The 17,459-nt window shown below is 60.5% G+C and carries 13 protein-coding genes; 2 read left to right on the top strand and 11 right to left on the bottom strand.

What is annotated here, in order from left to right; genetic code table 11:
• Window positions 1-36: 36 nt before the first annotated feature.
• Window positions 37-3,333 (bottom strand): TonB-dependent receptor, encoded by a 3,297-nt coding sequence (locus Q0072_RS04690; protein ID WP_298326425.1) that lies wholly within the window; start codon window positions 3,331-3,333, stop codon window positions 37-39.
• 513 nt (window positions 3,334-3,846) lie between these two features.
• On the opposite strand from Q0072_RS04690, the gene Q0072_RS04695 reads away from it, so the two are divergent.
• Window positions 3,847-4,851, top strand: a complete 1,005-nt coding sequence (locus tag Q0072_RS04695) for a cupin-like domain-containing protein (protein ID WP_298326427.1) — start codon at window positions 3,847-3,849, stop codon at window positions 4,849-4,851.
• A gap of 58 nt (window positions 4,852-4,909) precedes the next feature.
• On the opposite strand, the gene Q0072_RS04700 is transcribed toward Q0072_RS04695, so the two are convergent.
• Together Q0072_RS04700 and Q0072_RS04705 are read right to left on the bottom strand one after the other, a co-directional pair.
• Entirely contained in the window at window positions 4,910-5,335 is a 426-nt protein-coding gene (locus tag Q0072_RS04700; protein WP_013480837.1) for a MucR family transcriptional regulator, read from the bottom strand.
• A 228-nt stretch (window positions 5,336-5,563) separates the two neighbouring features.
• The gene (locus Q0072_RS04705) at window positions 5,564-6,673 is read right to left on the bottom strand and encodes a phosphatidylinositol-specific phospholipase C1-like protein (protein ID WP_298326431.1); all 1,110 of its coding nucleotides are present in this window, start codon (window positions 6,671-6,673) and stop codon (window positions 5,564-5,566) included.
• Window positions 6,674-6,880: 207 nt separating this feature from the next.
• Here Q0072_RS04705 and Q0072_RS04710 point away from each other — a divergent pair, with 207 nt between their 5' ends.
• On the top strand, window positions 6,881-9,664 hold the full coding sequence (locus Q0072_RS04710) for a TonB-dependent receptor (protein WP_298326433.1): 2,784 nt from the start codon (window positions 6,881-6,883) through the stop codon (window positions 9,662-9,664).
• Between the two features lie 63 nt (window positions 9,665-9,727).
• On the opposite strand, the gene Q0072_RS04715 is transcribed toward Q0072_RS04710, so the two are convergent.
• From Q0072_RS04715 to Q0072_RS04750, 8 genes are all read right to left on the bottom strand, one after another.
• A complete protein-coding gene (locus Q0072_RS04715) occupies window positions 9,728-11,701 on the bottom strand; it encodes a bifunctional diguanylate cyclase/phosphodiesterase (protein WP_298326436.1) in 1,974 nt (657 codons plus the stop codon).
• A gap of 88 nt (window positions 11,702-11,789) precedes the next feature.
• Window positions 11,790-11,990, bottom strand: a complete 201-nt coding sequence (locus Q0072_RS04720; RefSeq protein ID WP_013480841.1) for an HIG1 domain-containing protein — start codon at window positions 11,988-11,990, stop codon at window positions 11,790-11,792.
• Between the two features lie 70 nt (window positions 11,991-12,060).
• Window positions 12,061-12,609, bottom strand: a complete 549-nt coding sequence (locus Q0072_RS04725) for a fasciclin domain-containing protein (protein WP_298326441.1) — start codon at window positions 12,607-12,609, stop codon at window positions 12,061-12,063.
• A gap of 234 nt (window positions 12,610-12,843) precedes the next feature.
• Complete coding sequence (locus Q0072_RS04730; protein WP_298326444.1) at window positions 12,844-13,290, bottom strand: thiol-disulfide oxidoreductase DCC family protein; 447 nt, start codon at window positions 13,288-13,290, stop codon at window positions 12,844-12,846.
• A gap of 36 nt (window positions 13,291-13,326) precedes the next feature.
• Window positions 13,327-14,697 (bottom strand): phosphoesterase, encoded by a 1,371-nt coding sequence (locus Q0072_RS04735; RefSeq protein ID WP_298326447.1) that lies wholly within the window; start codon window positions 14,695-14,697, stop codon window positions 13,327-13,329.
• 192 nt (window positions 14,698-14,889) lie between these two features.
• On the bottom strand, window positions 14,890-15,549 hold the full coding sequence (locus Q0072_RS04740; RefSeq protein ID WP_298326450.1) for a GntR family transcriptional regulator: 660 nt from the start codon (window positions 15,547-15,549) through the stop codon (window positions 14,890-14,892).
• Window positions 15,550-15,771: 222 nt separating this feature from the next.
• Window positions 15,772-16,791: a 4-hydroxyproline epimerase gene (locus Q0072_RS04745; protein WP_298326452.1), complete on the bottom strand. Its 1,020-nt coding sequence runs from the start codon at window positions 16,789-16,791 to the stop codon at window positions 15,772-15,774.
• A 365-nt stretch (window positions 16,792-17,156) separates the two neighbouring features.
• Window positions 17,157-17,459 (bottom strand): dihydrodipicolinate synthase family protein (locus tag Q0072_RS04750; RefSeq protein WP_298326455.1); only part of this gene is annotated, 303 nt, incomplete at its 5' end.

The raw sequence follows: 17,459 nt of genomic DNA on the forward strand, positions 1-17,459 counted from the left end.
GACAACCTCATCCTACCGTTTGGAACGCTGCACCGATCAGAACTTCAGGCGGACCTGAGCCTGAATGCGGCGATCGTTCTGGAACCAGGCGTTCGGCAGCAGCAGGCGCGTATCGTTCGGGCTCGAATTGGTCGGGCCGTCAACCTGTTGCAGAAGAACGGTTTCGGTGTTGAGCAGGTTGGTGCCTTCGATCGACATTTCCACGTGATCGTTGAAGCGGTAGGCCAGACGGGCATCGAGATAGCCCGCCGACTTTTGCCAGATAGGCAGAGCGATACAGCAGTCCTGCGAGGTGACAAGATACGACGAGCGCCAGTTGTAGGCCAGACGCGCCGACCACGCACCCTTTTCGTACATACCGACCAGGTTGAAGGTCTTGTCAGACAGGCCTTCCAGCGGCAGGTCGATAAAGGAGTTGGCCGCCACCGACGTACCGCCACCCGTTTGACCGGAGGTGCCGTCACCCGAGTTCACCACCACGTTCGTGGACTTGATGCCCGTATTGTTGAGCATGGTGTAGTTGAAGTCGATGCCGAGACCGTTCCACGGGGAGGGCAGGTTGTCGAAGAAGCGCTTATAGGCCAGTTCCCAACCCTTGATGGCCCCACCGTCGCCATTGACCGGACCACGCATACGCACCGAGCGGGTCACGCCCTGATTGGTGAAGTCGCGGAAATAGGTGCCGTAGGTGATGTAGTCGTGGAACTGCTTGTAGAACAGCGAGAAGGTGAACGAGCCGGTCGAGGAGAAGTAGTTTTCGAACGACAGGTCGAACTGATCCGCCGTCACCGGCTTCAGATAGGGGTTCTGGGCATCACCGGTATAGGTCATGACGACCGACTGGATCTGACCGGCAGAGTTACACACAAAGCCCTTACCGCAGACGCGATCCGCTTCGTTCGGGAGAGCGGCATTAACGGAGGTATAAGCCTTCAGGTTACCGATATCCGGACGCGACATGGCGCGTGAGGCGGCCACACGCAGATACCAGGTGTCATCCAGCGTAATGCGCGCGTTGAAGCTCGGCAGCCAGTTCTTGTGCGTGATGCTGTAAACACTACGGGTATTGTTGACCGTCATGAAGTTACGATCAGCCTGCGGCACGTAGTACGATGCGTTGATAACCGTGACTTCACCGGCGGGGGTCTGCTGTTTGGACGTCGGCTCAGTTGCGTAGGCAATCTGGTTACCGAAGTTGATACCACCCGTGCTTTCGTTCTTCGTCTCGACGTAGCGGACCCCGATGTTACCCGTCACCGGGAACTTGCCAAACAGCATCGCATCATCGCCCCCAAACTTCAGCTGGAGGTAGGCGGCGTTGGTGATTTCGGACACTTCGGCAATTTCAGACGGGCGGAAGCACCCATCCACCCTGCCCGAACGGCGGCAGACCGGAACCCAGACGTTCGACACGTTCCCATCCGGATCATATTTCGGATTCGGGATCATCTTGGTCGGATCATTCGGGTCCGGAATAGTCTGGGGTTCGAGCGCGGCAGTGGTCCGCGGCTTATAGCTCGCACGACCAAACATATTCGCCAGACCTTCCTGATCCCTCAGGAGGTCCATGTTCAGGTAGACGGCCGTATTGGCATTGGTCAGACCACCACCATAGAAATCTTCGTCGAAGGAACGAACACCATAGGCCGAAGCGCTGGGGAACTTGGCGCCTGTGATGAAGTAGTTCTCAGCGGTATACCCGGACCACGTGTTCACAACGTTAGCCCAGTTGTAGGTAGACCAGCGCACCGTCTGCTCACGCTCAGCATGGCGCACGCCGAACTTGATCATATTCAGCCAGGGCGAATCGAAGCTGTAGGCGGCGTCCGCACGCACGGCAAACTCATTACCGTCCGAGTCCGTGACGTGATCCATCAGATCGTTCAGGCGGTAGTTTTGCGGGTTGGCAACGTCGCCGGGCATCGTGACGAAGCTGGTCGGCTTTGCCAGCGTGAAGGTGGGATGTTCGCCCGTCATATCCCAGGTGACATCGGCAAAGGTCGAAAGCGTCCCGGCGATGTCATAGTTGGTCTGAATGGCATCAACATACTGAACGTCGAAGCTGGTGAACAGCTTGTCCGTCACTTGCCACTTCAGGTTAAACGAGGCGTCCTTGGTGTCGTTGACGCTGTCGCTGAAGCGGGTCGAGGTGGCGTAAGACGTGCCCCGTTGTGAACCGCCGCAGCTTTCCCAAGAATAACAGACAAGGTTACCGGTCGGCGAGTTTGCACCGGGATGGGCACCGATATTGCCATACCAAACATCAGACGAAGCTAAGAGCGTGCCCTTTTGCAGGAAACCGCTGGAGTCGAAGGTACAGGTGGTGCCGGTCTTGCACTGGGTTTCATTTGCACCCGTGGCGAAGTACTCGATATCCTTGGCCCACATGTCGGTGCCGGTCGAAGCCGTCGAGACGTACTCTTCCCACTTTTCTTGCTTCTTCGACTGGTTGTACTGGAAGGTGGCGGTCATATTGCCGTCATTGCTCTTCCATTGGGCGGCAAAGGCCACGCCGTCACGAATGCGATTATAGATATTGTCGCGCAGCGAAATCGAGGTCGGGTAGTAACGCTTGGCGGTCGTGCCCCAGGTGGCGGCGTTCGAGTGGATCGCCATACGACCCAGTTGCACGCCTTCCGAGTTGGTGAAGACTTCCGAATGAGCGGCGTTGATCATCACGCCGAATTCACCCAGCTCCGTGTCCCAGCGGTCGGCATAGATGCCCGACACCGAAGCGGCACCCTTACCGACGAGGTCGCCATAGGTATATTCAGCGGTTGCGGCCAGAACGCGGCCCTTCTGGTCGAACGGCAGGCGGGTACGCAGATTGACCGTACCGGCGATACCGCCTTCGATCAGCTCAGCCGTCTGGTTCTTATAGACGTCCACGCCACCCATCAGTTCCGGCGACACGTCCGACCACGACAGACCGCGGTTGGAGTCGGCGGTGAAGATGTCGCGGCCGTTAAATTCCGAGCGCACCTGTTGCAGGCCGCGGACGACGACGCCCGACGGTTCAGCCGAGAAGTGCGCGGTATCGCCGGTGGCGGCGAAGCGGTTGACCGTGATGCCGGCCACGCGTTGCAGCGCTTCGGCAACCGACTTGTCCGGGAAGGCCCCGATGTCATTGGCCGTGATCGAATCGACGACCGTGTCGGCGTTCTTCTTGATCTGCTGGGCGCTCTGCAAGGCCTTGCGCGCGCCGACGACGACGACTTCCTGCGGTTCGCCTTCTGCAGGCGCGGTTTGCGCCTGTGCCGCGCCGGCCATAGCCACGCCGGCGGAAATCAGAAGCGCCATAGCCGAAACGCCGTGCTTCAACTTAACTGTCATGTGTTCAAGTCCTCCCTGACCGCTCTTCATCTCAAAAAAAGATTTCGGGGAGGCAAACAGCACGAAGGCGTCATCGCGCCTTGTGCACCTACTCTGGTGAGCTTCCCGAAACCTGCATCCACTTTTTTATTGCCCGCCAGTCACACGACCAGACGGGATTACACCACAGGCCTATGCCTGACAGCGCTGACAATTACAGAATTATATCAACTCTGCGATTTTGAAAACGCATTAAACCAATTTGATTTCAAAATTATTGACCAGCGTTGTCATGAAAATCCGGTATCAGCCGAACTCCACGTAAAAAGGCCATAAATTACATTTGTTTAATCTTCAATATCGTTGATATTTTTTTAAAGTGAAGTGACGCATGTGTGCTTTTTGTGTCGCATTTCTTTTTTTCAGATGCGTCTCAAAATGCACATTTTGAACGATAAAAAGCCGCGCAGCCTTGACTTGCGGGGGTAGCGGGGTCGAATCTCCACGCCTTTACATGCGTATTCAGGAGGCCGGATGAGCCGCGAAGTGGAGGCACTGAGAGCTGCGGATGAGGCTGAGATACGCGCACGTATCCGCCGGGCAACCGCGCCGTTTGTCGTGCGTGGTCTGGTGGCGCAATGGCCGGCGGTTCAGCGGGCGCGGGAAGGGACCGCGGCGCTAGCGGCTTATCTGCAAGGGCTCGACAACGGTCGTCCCGCCGGAGTGCTGACGGCCAGTGCGCACCTGAAAGGCCGCTTCGGCTACACGCCCGATCTCGAAGCCCTGAACTTCAGTCACGCGCAGCAGACCCTGTCCGAGGTCATGGCGACACTGGTGCGCCTGAGCGGCCATCCGATGCCGCCGGGCCTCTATCTGCAATCGGCCCCGGCTCGCGACCATGCGCCTGAGTTCGCCGTGCAAAACCCTATGCCCTTGCTGCCGCCAGAGATCGGGCCGCGCCTGTGGATCGGCAATGCGACGCGGGCCGCTCTGCACAATGATCACGACCTCAACCTGGCCTGTCTGGTGGCCGGACGGCGGCATTTCCTGCTGTTCCCGCCGGAACAGGTCGGTAACCTGTACATCGGGCCTCTGGGCTACACGCCCTCCGGACGGCCGATCAGCATAGCCGACCTCGATACGCCGGATTTTGAGACCTTTCCGCGCCTGCGTGAGGCTTTTGAACACGCACAGGCGGTGACGCTGGAGCCGGGAGATGTTCTGTTTATCCCGCGCTACTGGTGGCATCAGGTCACCGCCGAAGGGCCGGTGGGCGTGCTGGCCAATTTCTGGTGGGGCGGCTATGCGAATCCGCTGGAAGACCCGGCGGTGGTGTTCAATCAGGCGTTGGGCATTATGGCCGGGCTGAGCGAGGCCGATCGGGCCTACTGGCGCGAAATGTTCCGGCTGCACATTGCCGATCCGCGTCCGGCGCATTTTGAACATCTGCCTCCGGACGCGCGGCAGATGACCGAGGCGGAGCGTCGCGCGCTGGTTGCCAGCGTCGAACAGGCCGTGCGCGGTTATATTTGTAAGTAGCCATAAAAAAACGGCAGGCCCGCAAGCCTGCCGTTTTCTTGGACCCTTTAAAGATGTCTTACGCCTTGCGCGGCTTGCGGGCGGCCTGACGACCACCGGTGCCGAGGCCCATCTGCTTGGCGAGGTTCGAGCGCGCCGCGGCATAGTTGGGGGCGACCATCGGATAATCCTTCGGCAGGTTCCACTTGGCGCGGTATTCTTCGGGGCTCATATTGTACTTGGTGCGCAGGTGACGCTTCAGCGACTTGAACTTGCGGCCGTCTTCCAGACAAATGATGTAGTCGTCCGATATCGACTTTTTGATCGACACGGCAGGGGTCTTGGCTTCTTCGACCTTTGCTTCCGGTTCACCGGTCAGACCGCCCAGCGCCTTGTGCACCGAGTGAATCAGAGCGGGCAATTCAGATGCGGGCACCGAATTATTACCGACATAGGCGGTGACAATATCGACAACCAGATCGGTCAGCTTGTTTTGTTCTTCCATAACCAAGAATCCTTGTTACCTTTCCTTCCCCAAAACAGCAGTTTGCCCGCGAAGTCAACTGAGCTGACATAAAAAATTGAAATAAATGCCGATATGGCGAAGTTTCCAGTGCGTGAAGCCCCGGATAATTGTGTTCACAATAGTATAGAGAAACAGACATTACTGCACCGCAGTGTCTATCCTTACGTGTGGCCGGATCGATTTTGACTTAAGGGAAGGTGGCGGGCCTCAGGGGCGCGGCTGTAGCCCCCGCAGCGGATTGGCACGCGCCGCGACGCCGTCGGGCAGGCGGACCTGATAGGGGCTCCATTCGGTGCGCGGGGTGGGATAGTCGGTGGAAATATACTGCGCGCCCGAGGCCAGCGCTTTGGCGAAACGGCTGAGATCATTGCGGCGCGCCTCAATTGTCGAGTCATCGGCGCGGGTGCGCACCACAAAGCCCGCCTTCACCGCCGCCTGAATGCGCTCGAACTGTTTCACCGGGTCGTTAAGGGTGAAATAGGCGGCGTGGTCGGCGTCTTCTGAGACGGAATTGACGAAGACCGGCAGGCCCTCCAGCGAGGCATGGCCGCGCATATAGACGGCGACCTTTTGCGGGCCTTCGTCCAGCGCGAAGAAGACCTTGCCGCGCGCGGACTCAAGCGTAGGCCATCCGCCGGCCATCGCCCCTTCGCGCAGGGTTTTATGCCCGCCGCGCACCTGATCCGGCGTGATCAGGCGCTCCGGCCCGAAGACCGAGCGGATTTCGGCGTCCAGCGCGTCGAAGGCCTTTGCGTCGTAATCGAGCGGTTTCACGCCGCCGTCGAGGCTGGGGGGACCATCCTTGGCGTTCATCATGATCAGCAGGGGGACGTGATCGGGGTGGGCGTCAGACCAGTCGCGGATCTGCTTCAGGCACTGCACAAAGGTTTGGCAATGGCTGCGCACATCGGCATCGGGCATATGCAGCACCTTGAAGCCCGGCTTATCCATATCCGTGGCGTCATAGGGCGCGCCGCTGATCTGCGGCAGGCGCGGGTGGGCGTAGCGCCCGCCGTCCGGATCGTATAGGAAGTCGATCTCAAGCTGACGCATCCCCAGATCGAGCTGCGTCGCCAAAGGCAGATGACCATAGTCGAGCGCCTTCGCCCCCTGTGCATTGCGCGCAGCGATCAGGGCCAGTTCCTTCGGCGGAATGGCGATTTTGTAGCTGTTGTGCGTGCCCACAGCCTGAAGGTCGTTCATGTGCAACCCGGCGGGTGCAGACGGTTCCAGCGACGGCTCTGCCGCGAGGACGGGCAGGGCGGTCACAGCCGCGACAAGCGCGACAATGGGCCACAGGTTCGGGCGACGGGTCATGGGTTCACCTTCTCGGTTGTCAAAAGCCTCTGTAGCGCCCGTACCACGCCCGCATGACAAAATGACGAGAAAACGCAACCGAACGGCATTAGGTGGGGGGTGTCATAAAACCGTATTTTTAGTGACAATACGCTTTCACAAATAAAACATACCTGCGCCTCAATCCGCCGCGTCCTCCCCCTTTGCGGTGGCTATGGGAGCTATTTCATGTCTGTTTCGCAAAAGACGCTGCTGGCGGGGGTCGCCTGCGGCGTTCTCAGCCTGTCGCTTATCCACGCCGCGCCGGCCCTGGCGCAAACCCCGGCCTTGACGCAAACCGAAGACGCCGCCAAGGAATCGCCCGCCGCCGACACCGAAGAGGTCGTTGTGCGTGGCTTCCGCAAGTCGCTGGGTCAGGCCCGCGCCCTGAAGCGCAATTCGGATATCGTCTCCGACGTCATCGTCGCCGAGGATATGGCCAAATTCCCCGATCTGAACCTGGCGGAATCGCTGCAACGTCTGCCCGGCGTCGCCATCAACCGCGAAGGCGGCGAAGGCCGTCGGGTGTCCCTGCGCGGTCTGGGGCCGGACTTCACCCGCGTGCAGCTCAACGGTATGGAAGTGCTGGGCAATGTCGATTCGCCGATGGATTCGCGCGGTCAGACCTCGCGCGACCGCGCCTTCGACTTCAACCTGTTCGCCTCCGACCTGTTCAACAAGGTTGATGTGAAGAAGTCCTTCTCGGCCGAGCAGGACGAAGGCGGCATGGCCGGCACGGTCGGCCTCTATACGGCCAAGCCGTTCGACTACAAGCCGGGCCTGAAGGGCGCCTTCTCGCTGCAGGGCGGCACCAACTCCAACACCGAAGACTTCCAGAAGCGCGGCGCCGCCATGCTGTCGTACAATCACGACGGCAAGTTCGGGGCCCTGATCTCGGTCGCCTATGGCGAGCGTCAGACGCAGGAGCAGGGCTATAACACCTATGGCGCGGGCAATCAGAAAGCGCTGGCCGCCAATGTCAGCAAGCTGAGTGCTGCTGATCAGGCACTGGCCACCGCCGGCCTGCTGGTCTTCCAGCGCGGTAACCGCCTGTCGGTGTGGGGTTCGGACCAGACGCGCCTTGGCATCACTACGGCACTGCAATGGCGTCCGGTGGAAAGCCTGACCCTGACGCTCGATGCGCTGCACGGTGAATTCACCAACAAGCGTGACGAACTGCATCTGGCCACCCGCGCCAGCGTCGGTTCGACCGTCCTCGGCACGGCCATGACCCATTCGGGCATCCCGGCCTCGGCGCAGAAGGCCCCCAGCCTGAATTCGATCCAGTACGATCCGTACTATAGCGTCCTCTATGCCGACGTCGATAACACGGTCTTCGCCACCGAAACCCGCCGTCAGAAGGCCGAAAACACCTTCGATCAGGTGGTCCTGACCGCCAACTGGCAGGTTTCAGATTCGCTGAACCTGAACGGCCATATCGGCAAGGAAAAGTCCACCTACGACCTGCCTTATTCGGACAAGTTCTATATGGAAGCCTTTGGCGGCCTGATCACCGACTACACGCAGGACGCCTTCTACGGCCGTAATACCTATAAGTGGGACACGACCGACCCGAACAACTACCGCGCCCACGAAATCGACTTTTTCAGCAGCTATCAGACGACCGAGCTGGAAAACGCCGAACTCAACGCCGTCTATGCCTATAGCGACAACCTGACCTTCAAGGGCGGCCTGTCCTATCGCAGCTTCGCCAATTCGGGCCGTCAGTACACCAATGACGACCTGCTGAAAGCCGAGTGGGAAAACGGCACCTGGGGCACGCGCCCGGACGACAAGGTCAACAGCTATTACAAGCTGTTCACCGGCCATAAGGATCAGTCGTGGGTCATCGCCGACTTTGACAAGGCTCTCAACTATTACGGCGTGACGCGCACCGTGAACTGGGTGCGCAATGCCGATTACAGCGTCACCGAAGACACCAACGCGGCCTATGCCCAGATCGATTTCAAGAGCACGCTGGGTGGCCGCCCGGTACGCGGCAATGTTGGTCTGCGCGGTTATGAGACCGAGCTGACTTCCGAAGGCTTTATGAGCGTCAACGGCACGACGAAGCCGGTGACGACGTCCAAGACCTATTCGGGCACCCTGCCGGCCTTCAACCTTGTGGTTGAGGCGTCCGACAATGTGCAGGTACGTCTGGCAGCGTCGCAGAATCTCAACCGTCCGTCGCTCACGGCCTATGCCATGAACGGCACGGTCAGCAATGACACCACCACCAACACCATAACCGTCTCAACCGGTAACCCCAACCTCGAACCCTATACGTCGGACGAATACGATCTCGGCGTCGAATGGTATTTCGGTCGCGTCGGCATGGTCACCGGCGGTGTCTTCCATAAGGACATCGACAATCTGGTGGTGTCCAAGAAGGTCACCAATGTCTCCTACGCCTCGACCGGCCTGCCGGAAGGTCTGAGCACCGGGGTGACGGCCAACAGCACGGTCAACGAATATACGCGTCCGATCAACCTCAACAACGTCAAGCTGACGGGCTTTGAGCTGAGCGGTCAGACGGATTTTGTCTTCCTGCCCGCACCGTTCAACAATCTGGGCATGGTCGCCAATGTCACCTTCATCGACACCACGACGATCAATTCGGTGCAGGGCGTCGATGTAAAGGGGCCGCTGTGGGGCGTGTCGGACGTCAACCATAACCTGACGATCTACTATGAAACCGCCAAGTGGGGCGCGCGCGTCTCTGAAAACTTCCGCTCGGACTATCCGATCGACGGCGGCGGTTTTGCCTCGACCACCTATGTGGACGCTGCGGCCTTCTGGCAGGTGACGTCCAGCCTGCGCCTGACGCTGGACGGTATCAACCTGACCGACGAGAAGGAAATCCAGTACAACAGCTTCTGGCCGGGCGGTAATGCCGCACGCGGTGCCAAGCGTCTGTGGAACACCACGACGTCGGGCCGCACGGTGTTTGTCGGCCTGAACTGGCAGTTCTGATCCGACTTTCGGGTCTGAATGAAAACCCCGGAGCGAAAGCTCCGGGGTTTTTTTATGCCTCTTTCACGCCGCCGTTTCGCTGAGCTTATCCGCGCCCAAAATGTCGCTCAGGCGCTGCGGACGGCCCAGCAGATAGCCCTGAAGCTGATCCACCCCCAGCGTGCGCAACATGTCGCGTTGTTCAGCCGTTTCCACCCCTTCGGCGACGATGGTCAGGCCGAAGGCGCGGGCGATCAGTATGGTGCTTTCGATGATCACACGGCTTTGACCACTCAGATCGGCGACGAAAGACTGGTCGATCTTTATGCCGCTGACATTGAGGTGACGCAGGCGCGACAGCGACGAATAGCCTGTGCCGAAATCGTCGATATGGATGTGTACGCCCAGCGCCTTGAGGTGCTTGATGGTGTGGGTGACCTGCTCGATATGGCCGTCATCGAAGACGCTTTCGGTTACTTCGATTTCCAGGCAGGCAGGCGAAAGACCCGTGCGCGACAGGATCGACACCAGATGCAGGGCGAAGGTGTCGAGCGTCAGTTGCTTGACCGAGACATTGACGGCCACCTTGGCCGTCACGCCCTGATGGCGCCAGTACATCGCGTCGGTGCAGGCGCGCTCCAGCACCCAGTTGCCCAGCGCAACGATGCGGTCGGTATCTTCGGCCAGACGGATGAACTCGTCCGGGCGGATGGTCCCCAGCTCCGGATGGTCCCAGCGACACAGAGCCTCATAGGACAGAAGCGCGCCGGTGCGGGCGCAGACGATCGGTTGATAGGCGACGTAAAGGGCGTCGCTGCCGATGGCCTCGCTGAGGGCGCGGCTTAGGTTGAAGCGGCGGCGTAGGCTTTCGGCAAAGGTTTCGTCAAAGGCGAGCGTCCGCCCGCGTCCGCTGCGCTTGACCTCGGTAGTGGCCAGATCGGCGGCGTGGACGATGTCCGAAAAGGTCTTGTCGTGGTCGGGATGGCAGGCCCAGCCGATACTGACGCCCAGTTTGAGATCGGTGCCTTCGATGTTCAGCGGGATATCGACGGCACGCGATACGGCCTCAGACACCGCATCGACCAGCGCATTGACATCGCCGGTGACGGGACAGGCCAGAACAAACTCATCGCCGCCCCAGCGGGCCAGACGGGCCTGCGGCGGGGCCACGGACTCGATCTGCTGGGCGATGGCGGTCAGCACCTTATCGCCGGCCTCGTGGCTCAGGGCGTCATTGACCTGCTTGAAACGGTCGAGATCGAGGAAGAAGACGACGGTACGAGTCTTGGGTTCGGCCTCGATCCGCTTCTGGTGCCAGTCGAACAGGCCGTAGCGGTTGAACAGGCCGGTCAGTTTGTCGGTATGGGCCAGCCGCGCCAGCCGCTCGGTGCGTTCGCTGACCTTGGCCTCCAGCACCTGATTGACCTCGCTGAGCTGTTTGATCAGGCTGAGATTGCGGTCTTCGAGGGTGAGATTGCGCACCAGAAGACGATGATTGCCACGCAGCGTCACCAGCATGACGCCGCAGAAGATCAGGCCCAGACAGCCCAGGGTGCGATGCGTATCGTCGTGGGTCAGGAGGGTCAGGGAGGCGGGCAGCAGCAGCAGGCCAATATAGACGCTGCCGGCGCGTGCAAAGCTGGAGGTAACGCCCGTGGCCCCGCCCGCCAGTGCCGACAGGATGATCAGGATGGCATACTGCGCTTCGACAGACGCGGTTTCAGGGTGTTTGGCAAACAGATAGACGGCAAGAGCTGACCACAGGCTGCCGGAGACCAGCAGGCCCGCCGCGTAACTGGCCTTCCAGAACTGATAATCGCTCTTACGCCGCCAGTTGCGCTTGTCCTGATGAAAGCGCGCCCATGAGCCGCCGCGGATCAGGATGACCGTCACGTGTACCACCACCCAGCCGGACAACAGGGGATGGTTCGCTATCTCGAGCAGGAAGCTGGCCCCGACTACGCAGGCCAGATTGACCAGCAGCATCGGCCCAAGGGTGCGATAGGCCTGACGCAGCAGGTGCGGGTGATACGAAACAGGATGAAACAGGGTCGGCATGGGCAATCGGATCGCAGGGAACTTAGCCCATTGATAACATTGTCATGTTAACGAACCGAGAAGATGGCTCTGCCCCTGTCGTGAAAACCTACGACCCGGCCTTGATCGCCATGCTGAGGATCAGGATGCCGATGGCGATGATCTGGGTACGCACGCGCCATTCCATCGCCTTGTTGAGCTTTGCGCCCGCTTCCTTGCCGTTTTGCGCAAAGGCGAACATGCCCATGATAAAGGTCGCCAGCACGACCAGCAGCGACAGGCCGATAGCAATATTGACGATGATATCCATAGCGTGATCTTTCCGGGCGGACGGTAAAAGAGGCCCGGAAGGGGGACCGGGCCTCTTTAAGCGGTACAGATTATTTCGGCAGAACGACCTTGTCGATGACGTGAATGACGCCATTCTTCTGATACAGGTCGGTGGTGGTGACGGTGGCGACGCCGCCCGATTCATCGGTTAGCAGCACCTTGCCGCCCGACAGCGAGGCGACCAGCGTATCGCCGCTGACGGTGGTGATCGTGTATTTGCCATTGTGGGCATTGATGGCGGCGATCAGGTCGGCGGCCTTCACCTTACCGGCGACGACGTGATAGGTCAGAACCTTGGTCAGCTTGGCCTTGTTTTCCGGCTTCAGCAGCGTCGGCACCGTGCCCTGCGGCAGGGCGTCAAAGGCGGCATTGGTCGGGGCGAACACCGTGAAGGGGCCCGGACCGGACAATGTACCCACGAGGTCGGCGGCCTTAACCGCAGCGACCAGCGTGCTGAAGTTCGGGTTGCCGGCGGCGGTTTCAACGATGGTGGTGGTGGGCTTCATGGCATTGTCGCCGGCCAGAGCGGCGGCCGGCAGGGTGAGGCTGGTGGCCAGCACAGCGATCGTCAGCTTATGCAAAAGATTGCGCTTAATCATGGGTTTAGTCTCCGTCTGTTGGGGGATGCCGAACGTGGCGATAAACTCGAAATCAGAAGCGCTTCTGAATACCTATACGGCGGGTGGCGGCGTTTAGATTATACCAAGGGTCATTGAAAATGACTCTTGGTATTCCATTCGAGAATTTCTCATGTCATTGACACATATGAGAAATTCTCGTTTCTTCAACGGCCGGATGCGGCCAGCATCTTAGGCCGTTGGTATTTGACAGCGCTACGGCTTACGCATGGGTCTGGCCCCCAAAGCGCGGGCGAGGCGCGACAGGACAGGGCGCACGGGCAGGAAGGCGCGGTAGGCGCGCTCAAGCCACCAAGCCACGCCGGGCAGGCGAGCCAGCCGTGCCAGCCAGCGCCAGCCGGGCACCTGCGACCAGATGGCGATAAAGGCCTGTGCCCCTGATACCAGAGTGCCATCGGGCTGACGCACATGCAGGCGGTTCAGGGCGGCCTCGCGCGGCAGATCGGGTTCTGGTGTCACCGCGCTGTCGGCCACATCGACAAAGCGCAGGGCGTCTCCGGCGCGTACCGAATAGTAGCGGATTTCGGTGGAACAAAGGGCGCAGGACCCGTCGAAATAGACGGTCAGGCCCTCACGGCAGACCGTGCCGCAGGCGGCGATTTCAGGGTCGGGTGTTTCGGATTCATCGGGCGTATGGGTCATGCGCCTTTTACGCACGAGACCGCTATTTAGACGGGTTCATCGCACCTTGATATAGACCGGGCTGCCATAGACCCACAGGTCCGGCCACGGGTTTTCGCCAAGCGGATCGGGCATGGGCTCGGCCTCATCGGTCGCCGTGCCGCGTAGACGCAGATAGGCGTCGGTGGTGGCAGTAAAAGCCCAGTTGAGGGTGATGATCTCGCCATCGCGCGTCCAGTCGGCGGGTGTGAAGGTCTTCACCACCTGCGTCGTCGCATTGCGCTCAGCCAGCTGTCCGGTCACCTCACCCATGATCAGGTCCACGCGCCTCAGTTCCGGGTGGTCGCCGTGGGCGTTCGGCCCGGCGGGATCGCGCAGGCGCACCGACACCTGCACCGTTTCGCCTTTCTTGACTGTCGTCGTGTCGCCCAGATTGGCGCCAGCGACGTCCATATCCAGTTCGCTGACCAGATCGCCGGTGGCCACAAAGACGCGGCCTTTGCGCAGGCCATCCAGAATATCCGCCGGGTCCTTGCGCGCCTTGACCCAGGTCTTGGCGTACTGACCGGGCCAGAAGTCCTCGCCGCCATCGGCGACATTGCGGTGCGAGTCCGAGGTGGCGGTGACGACGAAGTGGCGGCCTTCGCCCAGCAGCGCGTCCCACACGCCGCCGAGGCGCGCCGTCATGGCATCAAACCCGCCATAGGTCGGTGACTGCTCGTAATAGCCGCGCTTGCGCAGGGTGTCGGGCGTCGCCCCGCTCTTGAGACTGGCGCCCTGATGGCCCGGCGCGCCTTCCATGCCGATGGCGACGTCGGGGGCGGTGTCCATCCAGCGGCGCAGGGATTGCGGCGTATGGCGGCCATAACCGTCGGGCGATTTCGCGCCGCGCGACGGGTGGTTGGCGATGACGAGCGGTTGGGGGTTCAGCCCCTGCATCTCAGCCAGCGCGGCGATCATGCGCGCCGGGTCGTCACGGGCCGGGTCGCGGGTTTCATGGGCGTCATAGCTGCGCTCCAGATGACGCAGGGTCTCGGCCTCGTGCGGGTCGATGGCCATGATCAGGCTGGAATGGTCGCCGCCCGGTGTATTGAGTTCCAGGCCGAAAAACTGGATCAGGTCGGGCACCGCCTGACGCGCCTGCAAAAACTCCGGATAGGCCTGTTCGTAACGCAGTTTCGACAGGCCTTCGCCGCCGTGGTCGATCAGCACGACCCAGTTCAGGCCGTACTGTTGGGCGCGGCGGGCGTTTTCGGGCAGGGTGTAGATGCCGTCCTTGCCCAGCACATAGGTGCCGTCTTCGGCGCGCTTGCCCGAAAAGCGACTATGGACATGGTGATCCCCGGCCAGCCAGGTTCGTGCCTCTTCGGCATGCGCGTGGCCGGTGAGAGCCACCAGTGCAGTGAAGGCAAAACAGGAAAAGCGCATGAAAAAAGCTCCCGGAAACGGGAGCTTCTTACCGTTCGAGTGTGACGGTTTTGCTGCGCTGGGGGTTCATACTAACGGCCGAAGAGGCTGACCGCCTCCGGCCGTTGAAAACTCGAGAGGGTCTCATATGTGTCAGAGACATGAGACAGTCTCGAAAGGCATACCAAGTGTCATTTTCAATGACCCTTGGTATCAGCCGCGCTTGTCGTTCTCGAATTCCTTGCGCAGGTCGTAAAGCGTTTCGGCGATGTGCGCGTGCATCAGCTCGGACGCCTCTTCGCCCTTGCCACGCATCCACAGGTCCAGAAGCGTGGAGTGTTCCTTGTGCGCGCGGTCGTCGCGGCCGGCGGGCTCAAGGTGTTTGGAGACGTAGCGTTCGGCGATGATGTTCAGCCGCTCGATGATCTGCAAGGTGACCTGACGGCCCAGCGGGCGCACCAGCGACAGGTGGAAGGCGCGGTTGAGCTTACCCACCTCGCTCTTGTTATCCTCGGCGGCGGCACGGTCCAGCGCATCCAGCGCGTCACGCGCGGCCTTGTGGTCGGCGGGCGTCGCCAGGGCGGCGGCGCGGGCCACGGCTTCGGGCTCGATCTTAAGGCGCAGGGCATAGACCTCTTCGGCTTCGGACGCCGTCATCGGGCGGACAAAGAAGCCGCGATTGGCCTGAGAGGTGAGGAGGCCTTCTTGCTCCAGCCGCACCAGCGCCTCACGCAAAGGAATCTTGCTGACCCCCAGCTCCGCCGCCAGAGCGTCCTGACGGATGGCGACCTCGACGGGCAGGGAGCCGGAAATGATCCGATCCCGGACGAGGGTAAAGATCTGTTCAGAGAGGGTTTGGACGACCAGCGCCATGCGAAACTCTTGTTTGGGTTTATATGTTATACGCTTTTTGTAACACTGTGCTGCTAACGCTAACAAGTCAACATGTGTAACCTGATTCTGCGGACATCTGATAGCAACGGTTGAAGAGGCTGACGCATCCGGCCGTTGAATCGCAAACCCTTTGTCACAAACGCCCGCAGCGGGCAACGGCTGTGCGTCGCCCGCTGCGTTTCTTTTGAGGACGAGACCGCGTTATACGACCTGAAAACCGTCCCAGAACTGATCTTCGCGGTCGATCCAGATGGTGTTGAAACCGGTCGAGATCGCCGAGCCTTCGATGGACGGGATGATGGCCGGCTGACCGTTGAGATCGACCTCTTTCGTCACCACGCCGGTAAAGCGGCTACAGATATAGCTCTGGTGGATGAAGGGCTCGCCCACCTTCAGGCGGCCCGTGGCGTGCAGGTGTGCCAGCCGCGCCGAGGTGCCGGTGCCGCAGGGTGAGCGGTCGATGGCGCGTTCGCCGTAAAAGACGGCGTTGCGGCCGTGGGCGGGGTTCGTTTCCCCTTCGGCGTTTTTGGGCGCGTCGGCCCACAGGACGTGGCTGACGCCGCGAATGGTCGGGTCGAGCGGATGCACAGGCTCATAGACGTCGCGCACAAGGGTGCGGATGGTGCGGCTCAGTTCGATGATGCGTGCCGCGCCCAGAGCGTCGAGACCGGTATAGGGGCCGTCTTTGGTCGGCTCGATAATGGCGTAGTAGTTGCCGCCGTAAGAGACATCGAGCGTGATCGGTCCGAAGTCCGGCACGTCTATCTCAATGCCGGTTTTGGCCAGATAGGCCGGGACATTGGTGATCTTGACCGCCGTCACCCTGGGTCCATGGGTCTGGTAGTCGATGTCGATAAGCCCGGCAGGCACTTCGAGCTTCAGCTTGCCCGGTGTACGCGGCGTGATCAGGCCATTTTCCAGCGCGAAGGTCACCATGCCGATGGTGCCGTGGCCGCACATGGGCAGACAGCCGGAGGTCTCGATAAACAGGATACCGGCGTCGGTGTCGGCGCGCGTCGGCGGATAGAGGAAACCGCCTGACATCATGTCGTGGCCGCGCGGCTCATAGCACAGGCCGGTACGTATCCAGTCAAAGCGCGTCAGGAAGTCCTGCCGCCGCTCGGACATGCTGGCACCGCTGAGCAGCGGCGCACCGCCCGCCACCAAACGCACCGGATTACCGGCGGTGTGACCATCAATACAGAAGAAGGTATGACGCATGGGGCAACTCACGGACAAAGTTTTGCGGCAAAGCCGCTTTTCTCCTCCCTACGCTTTGCGTGGGGAGGTGGCAGCGAGCGAAGCGACGCTGACGGAGGGGTACACTTACCCATTAAGATACCCCTCCGCCTCGTAAACTCGGCACCTCCCCATAAAATGGGGAGGAGAAAGATCGCAACCGTTAATGGGTCGCCTTAGAGCGAGATGATTTCAAGTAGAAGCATCATCCCGCTCTAAATTTCTGTTTTGTCGCGCACTTTTTCCGAAACGAAGTTCGGCGAAGCCAAAAGTGGTTTCCACTTTATCGGATTGCGCTCTAGCCTGTTTGAAAGGGGTAAATGGAGGGAACTCTGTTCCCCCCTGAATTACGCCGCCTTGTTGATGCTCAGCGACGGGCGCGAGGCCGCAGCGTCTTCGACCATTTTGATGATCTGGGCGCGGCGCTCACCGATGAGCAGCAGACGCGGCATACGCACGCGCTCTGAGCCACGGCCCATGACCTGCTCGGCCAGCTTGATCGACTGAACCAGATCGTGCTCGGCGTCGAGGTGCAGCAGCGGCAGGAACCAGCGGTAGATTTCCAGCGCCGTCCGGGTGTCACCGGCTTCCAGCGCCTTGACCAGCATGACGGATTCGTGCGGGAAGGCCGAGGTCAGGCCGGACACCCA

The sequence above is a fragment of the Asticcacaulis sp. genome, from assembly GCF_027484505.1.
Lineage (GTDB): Bacteria > Pseudomonadota > Alphaproteobacteria > Caulobacterales > Caulobacteraceae > Asticcacaulis.

Coding starts and splice junctions, on each gene's coding strand:
- Q0072_RS04690 (WP_298326425.1), bottom strand. CDS start 3,333: ATGACAGTTAAGTTGAAGCACGGCGTTTCGGCTATGGCGCTTCTGATT.
- Q0072_RS04695 (WP_298326427.1), top strand. CDS start 3,847: ATGAGCCGCGAAGTGGAGGCACTGAGAGCTGCGGATGAGGCTGAGATA.
- Q0072_RS04700 (WP_013480837.1), bottom strand. CDS start 5,335: ATGGAAGAACAAAACAAGCTGACCGATCTGGTTGTCGATATTGTCACC.
- Q0072_RS04705 (WP_298326431.1), bottom strand. CDS start 6,673: ATGACCCGTCGCCCGAACCTGTGGCCCATTGTCGCGCTTGTCGCGGCT.
- Q0072_RS04710 (WP_298326433.1), top strand. CDS start 6,881: ATGTCTGTTTCGCAAAAGACGCTGCTGGCGGGGGTCGCCTGCGGCGTT.
- Q0072_RS04715 (WP_298326436.1), bottom strand. CDS start 11,701: ATGCCGACCCTGTTTCATCCTGTTTCGTATCACCCGCACCTGCTGCGT.
- Q0072_RS04720 (WP_013480841.1), bottom strand. CDS start 11,990: ATGGATATCATCGTCAATATTGCTATCGGCCTGTCGCTGCTGGTCGTG.
- Q0072_RS04725 (WP_298326441.1), bottom strand. CDS start 12,609: ATGATTAAGCGCAATCTTTTGCATAAGCTGACGATCGCTGTGCTGGCC.
- Q0072_RS04730 (WP_298326444.1), bottom strand. CDS start 13,290: ATGACCCATACGCCCGATGAATCCGAAACACCCGACCCTGAAATCGCC.
- Q0072_RS04735 (WP_298326447.1), bottom strand. CDS start 14,697: ATGCGCTTTTCCTGTTTTGCCTTCACTGCACTGGTGGCTCTCACCGGC.
- Q0072_RS04740 (WP_298326450.1), bottom strand. CDS start 15,549: ATGGCGCTGGTCGTCCAAACCCTCTCTGAACAGATCTTTACCCTCGTC.
- Q0072_RS04745 (WP_298326452.1), bottom strand. CDS start 16,791: ATGCGTCATACCTTCTTCTGTATTGATGGTCACACCGCCGGTAATCCG.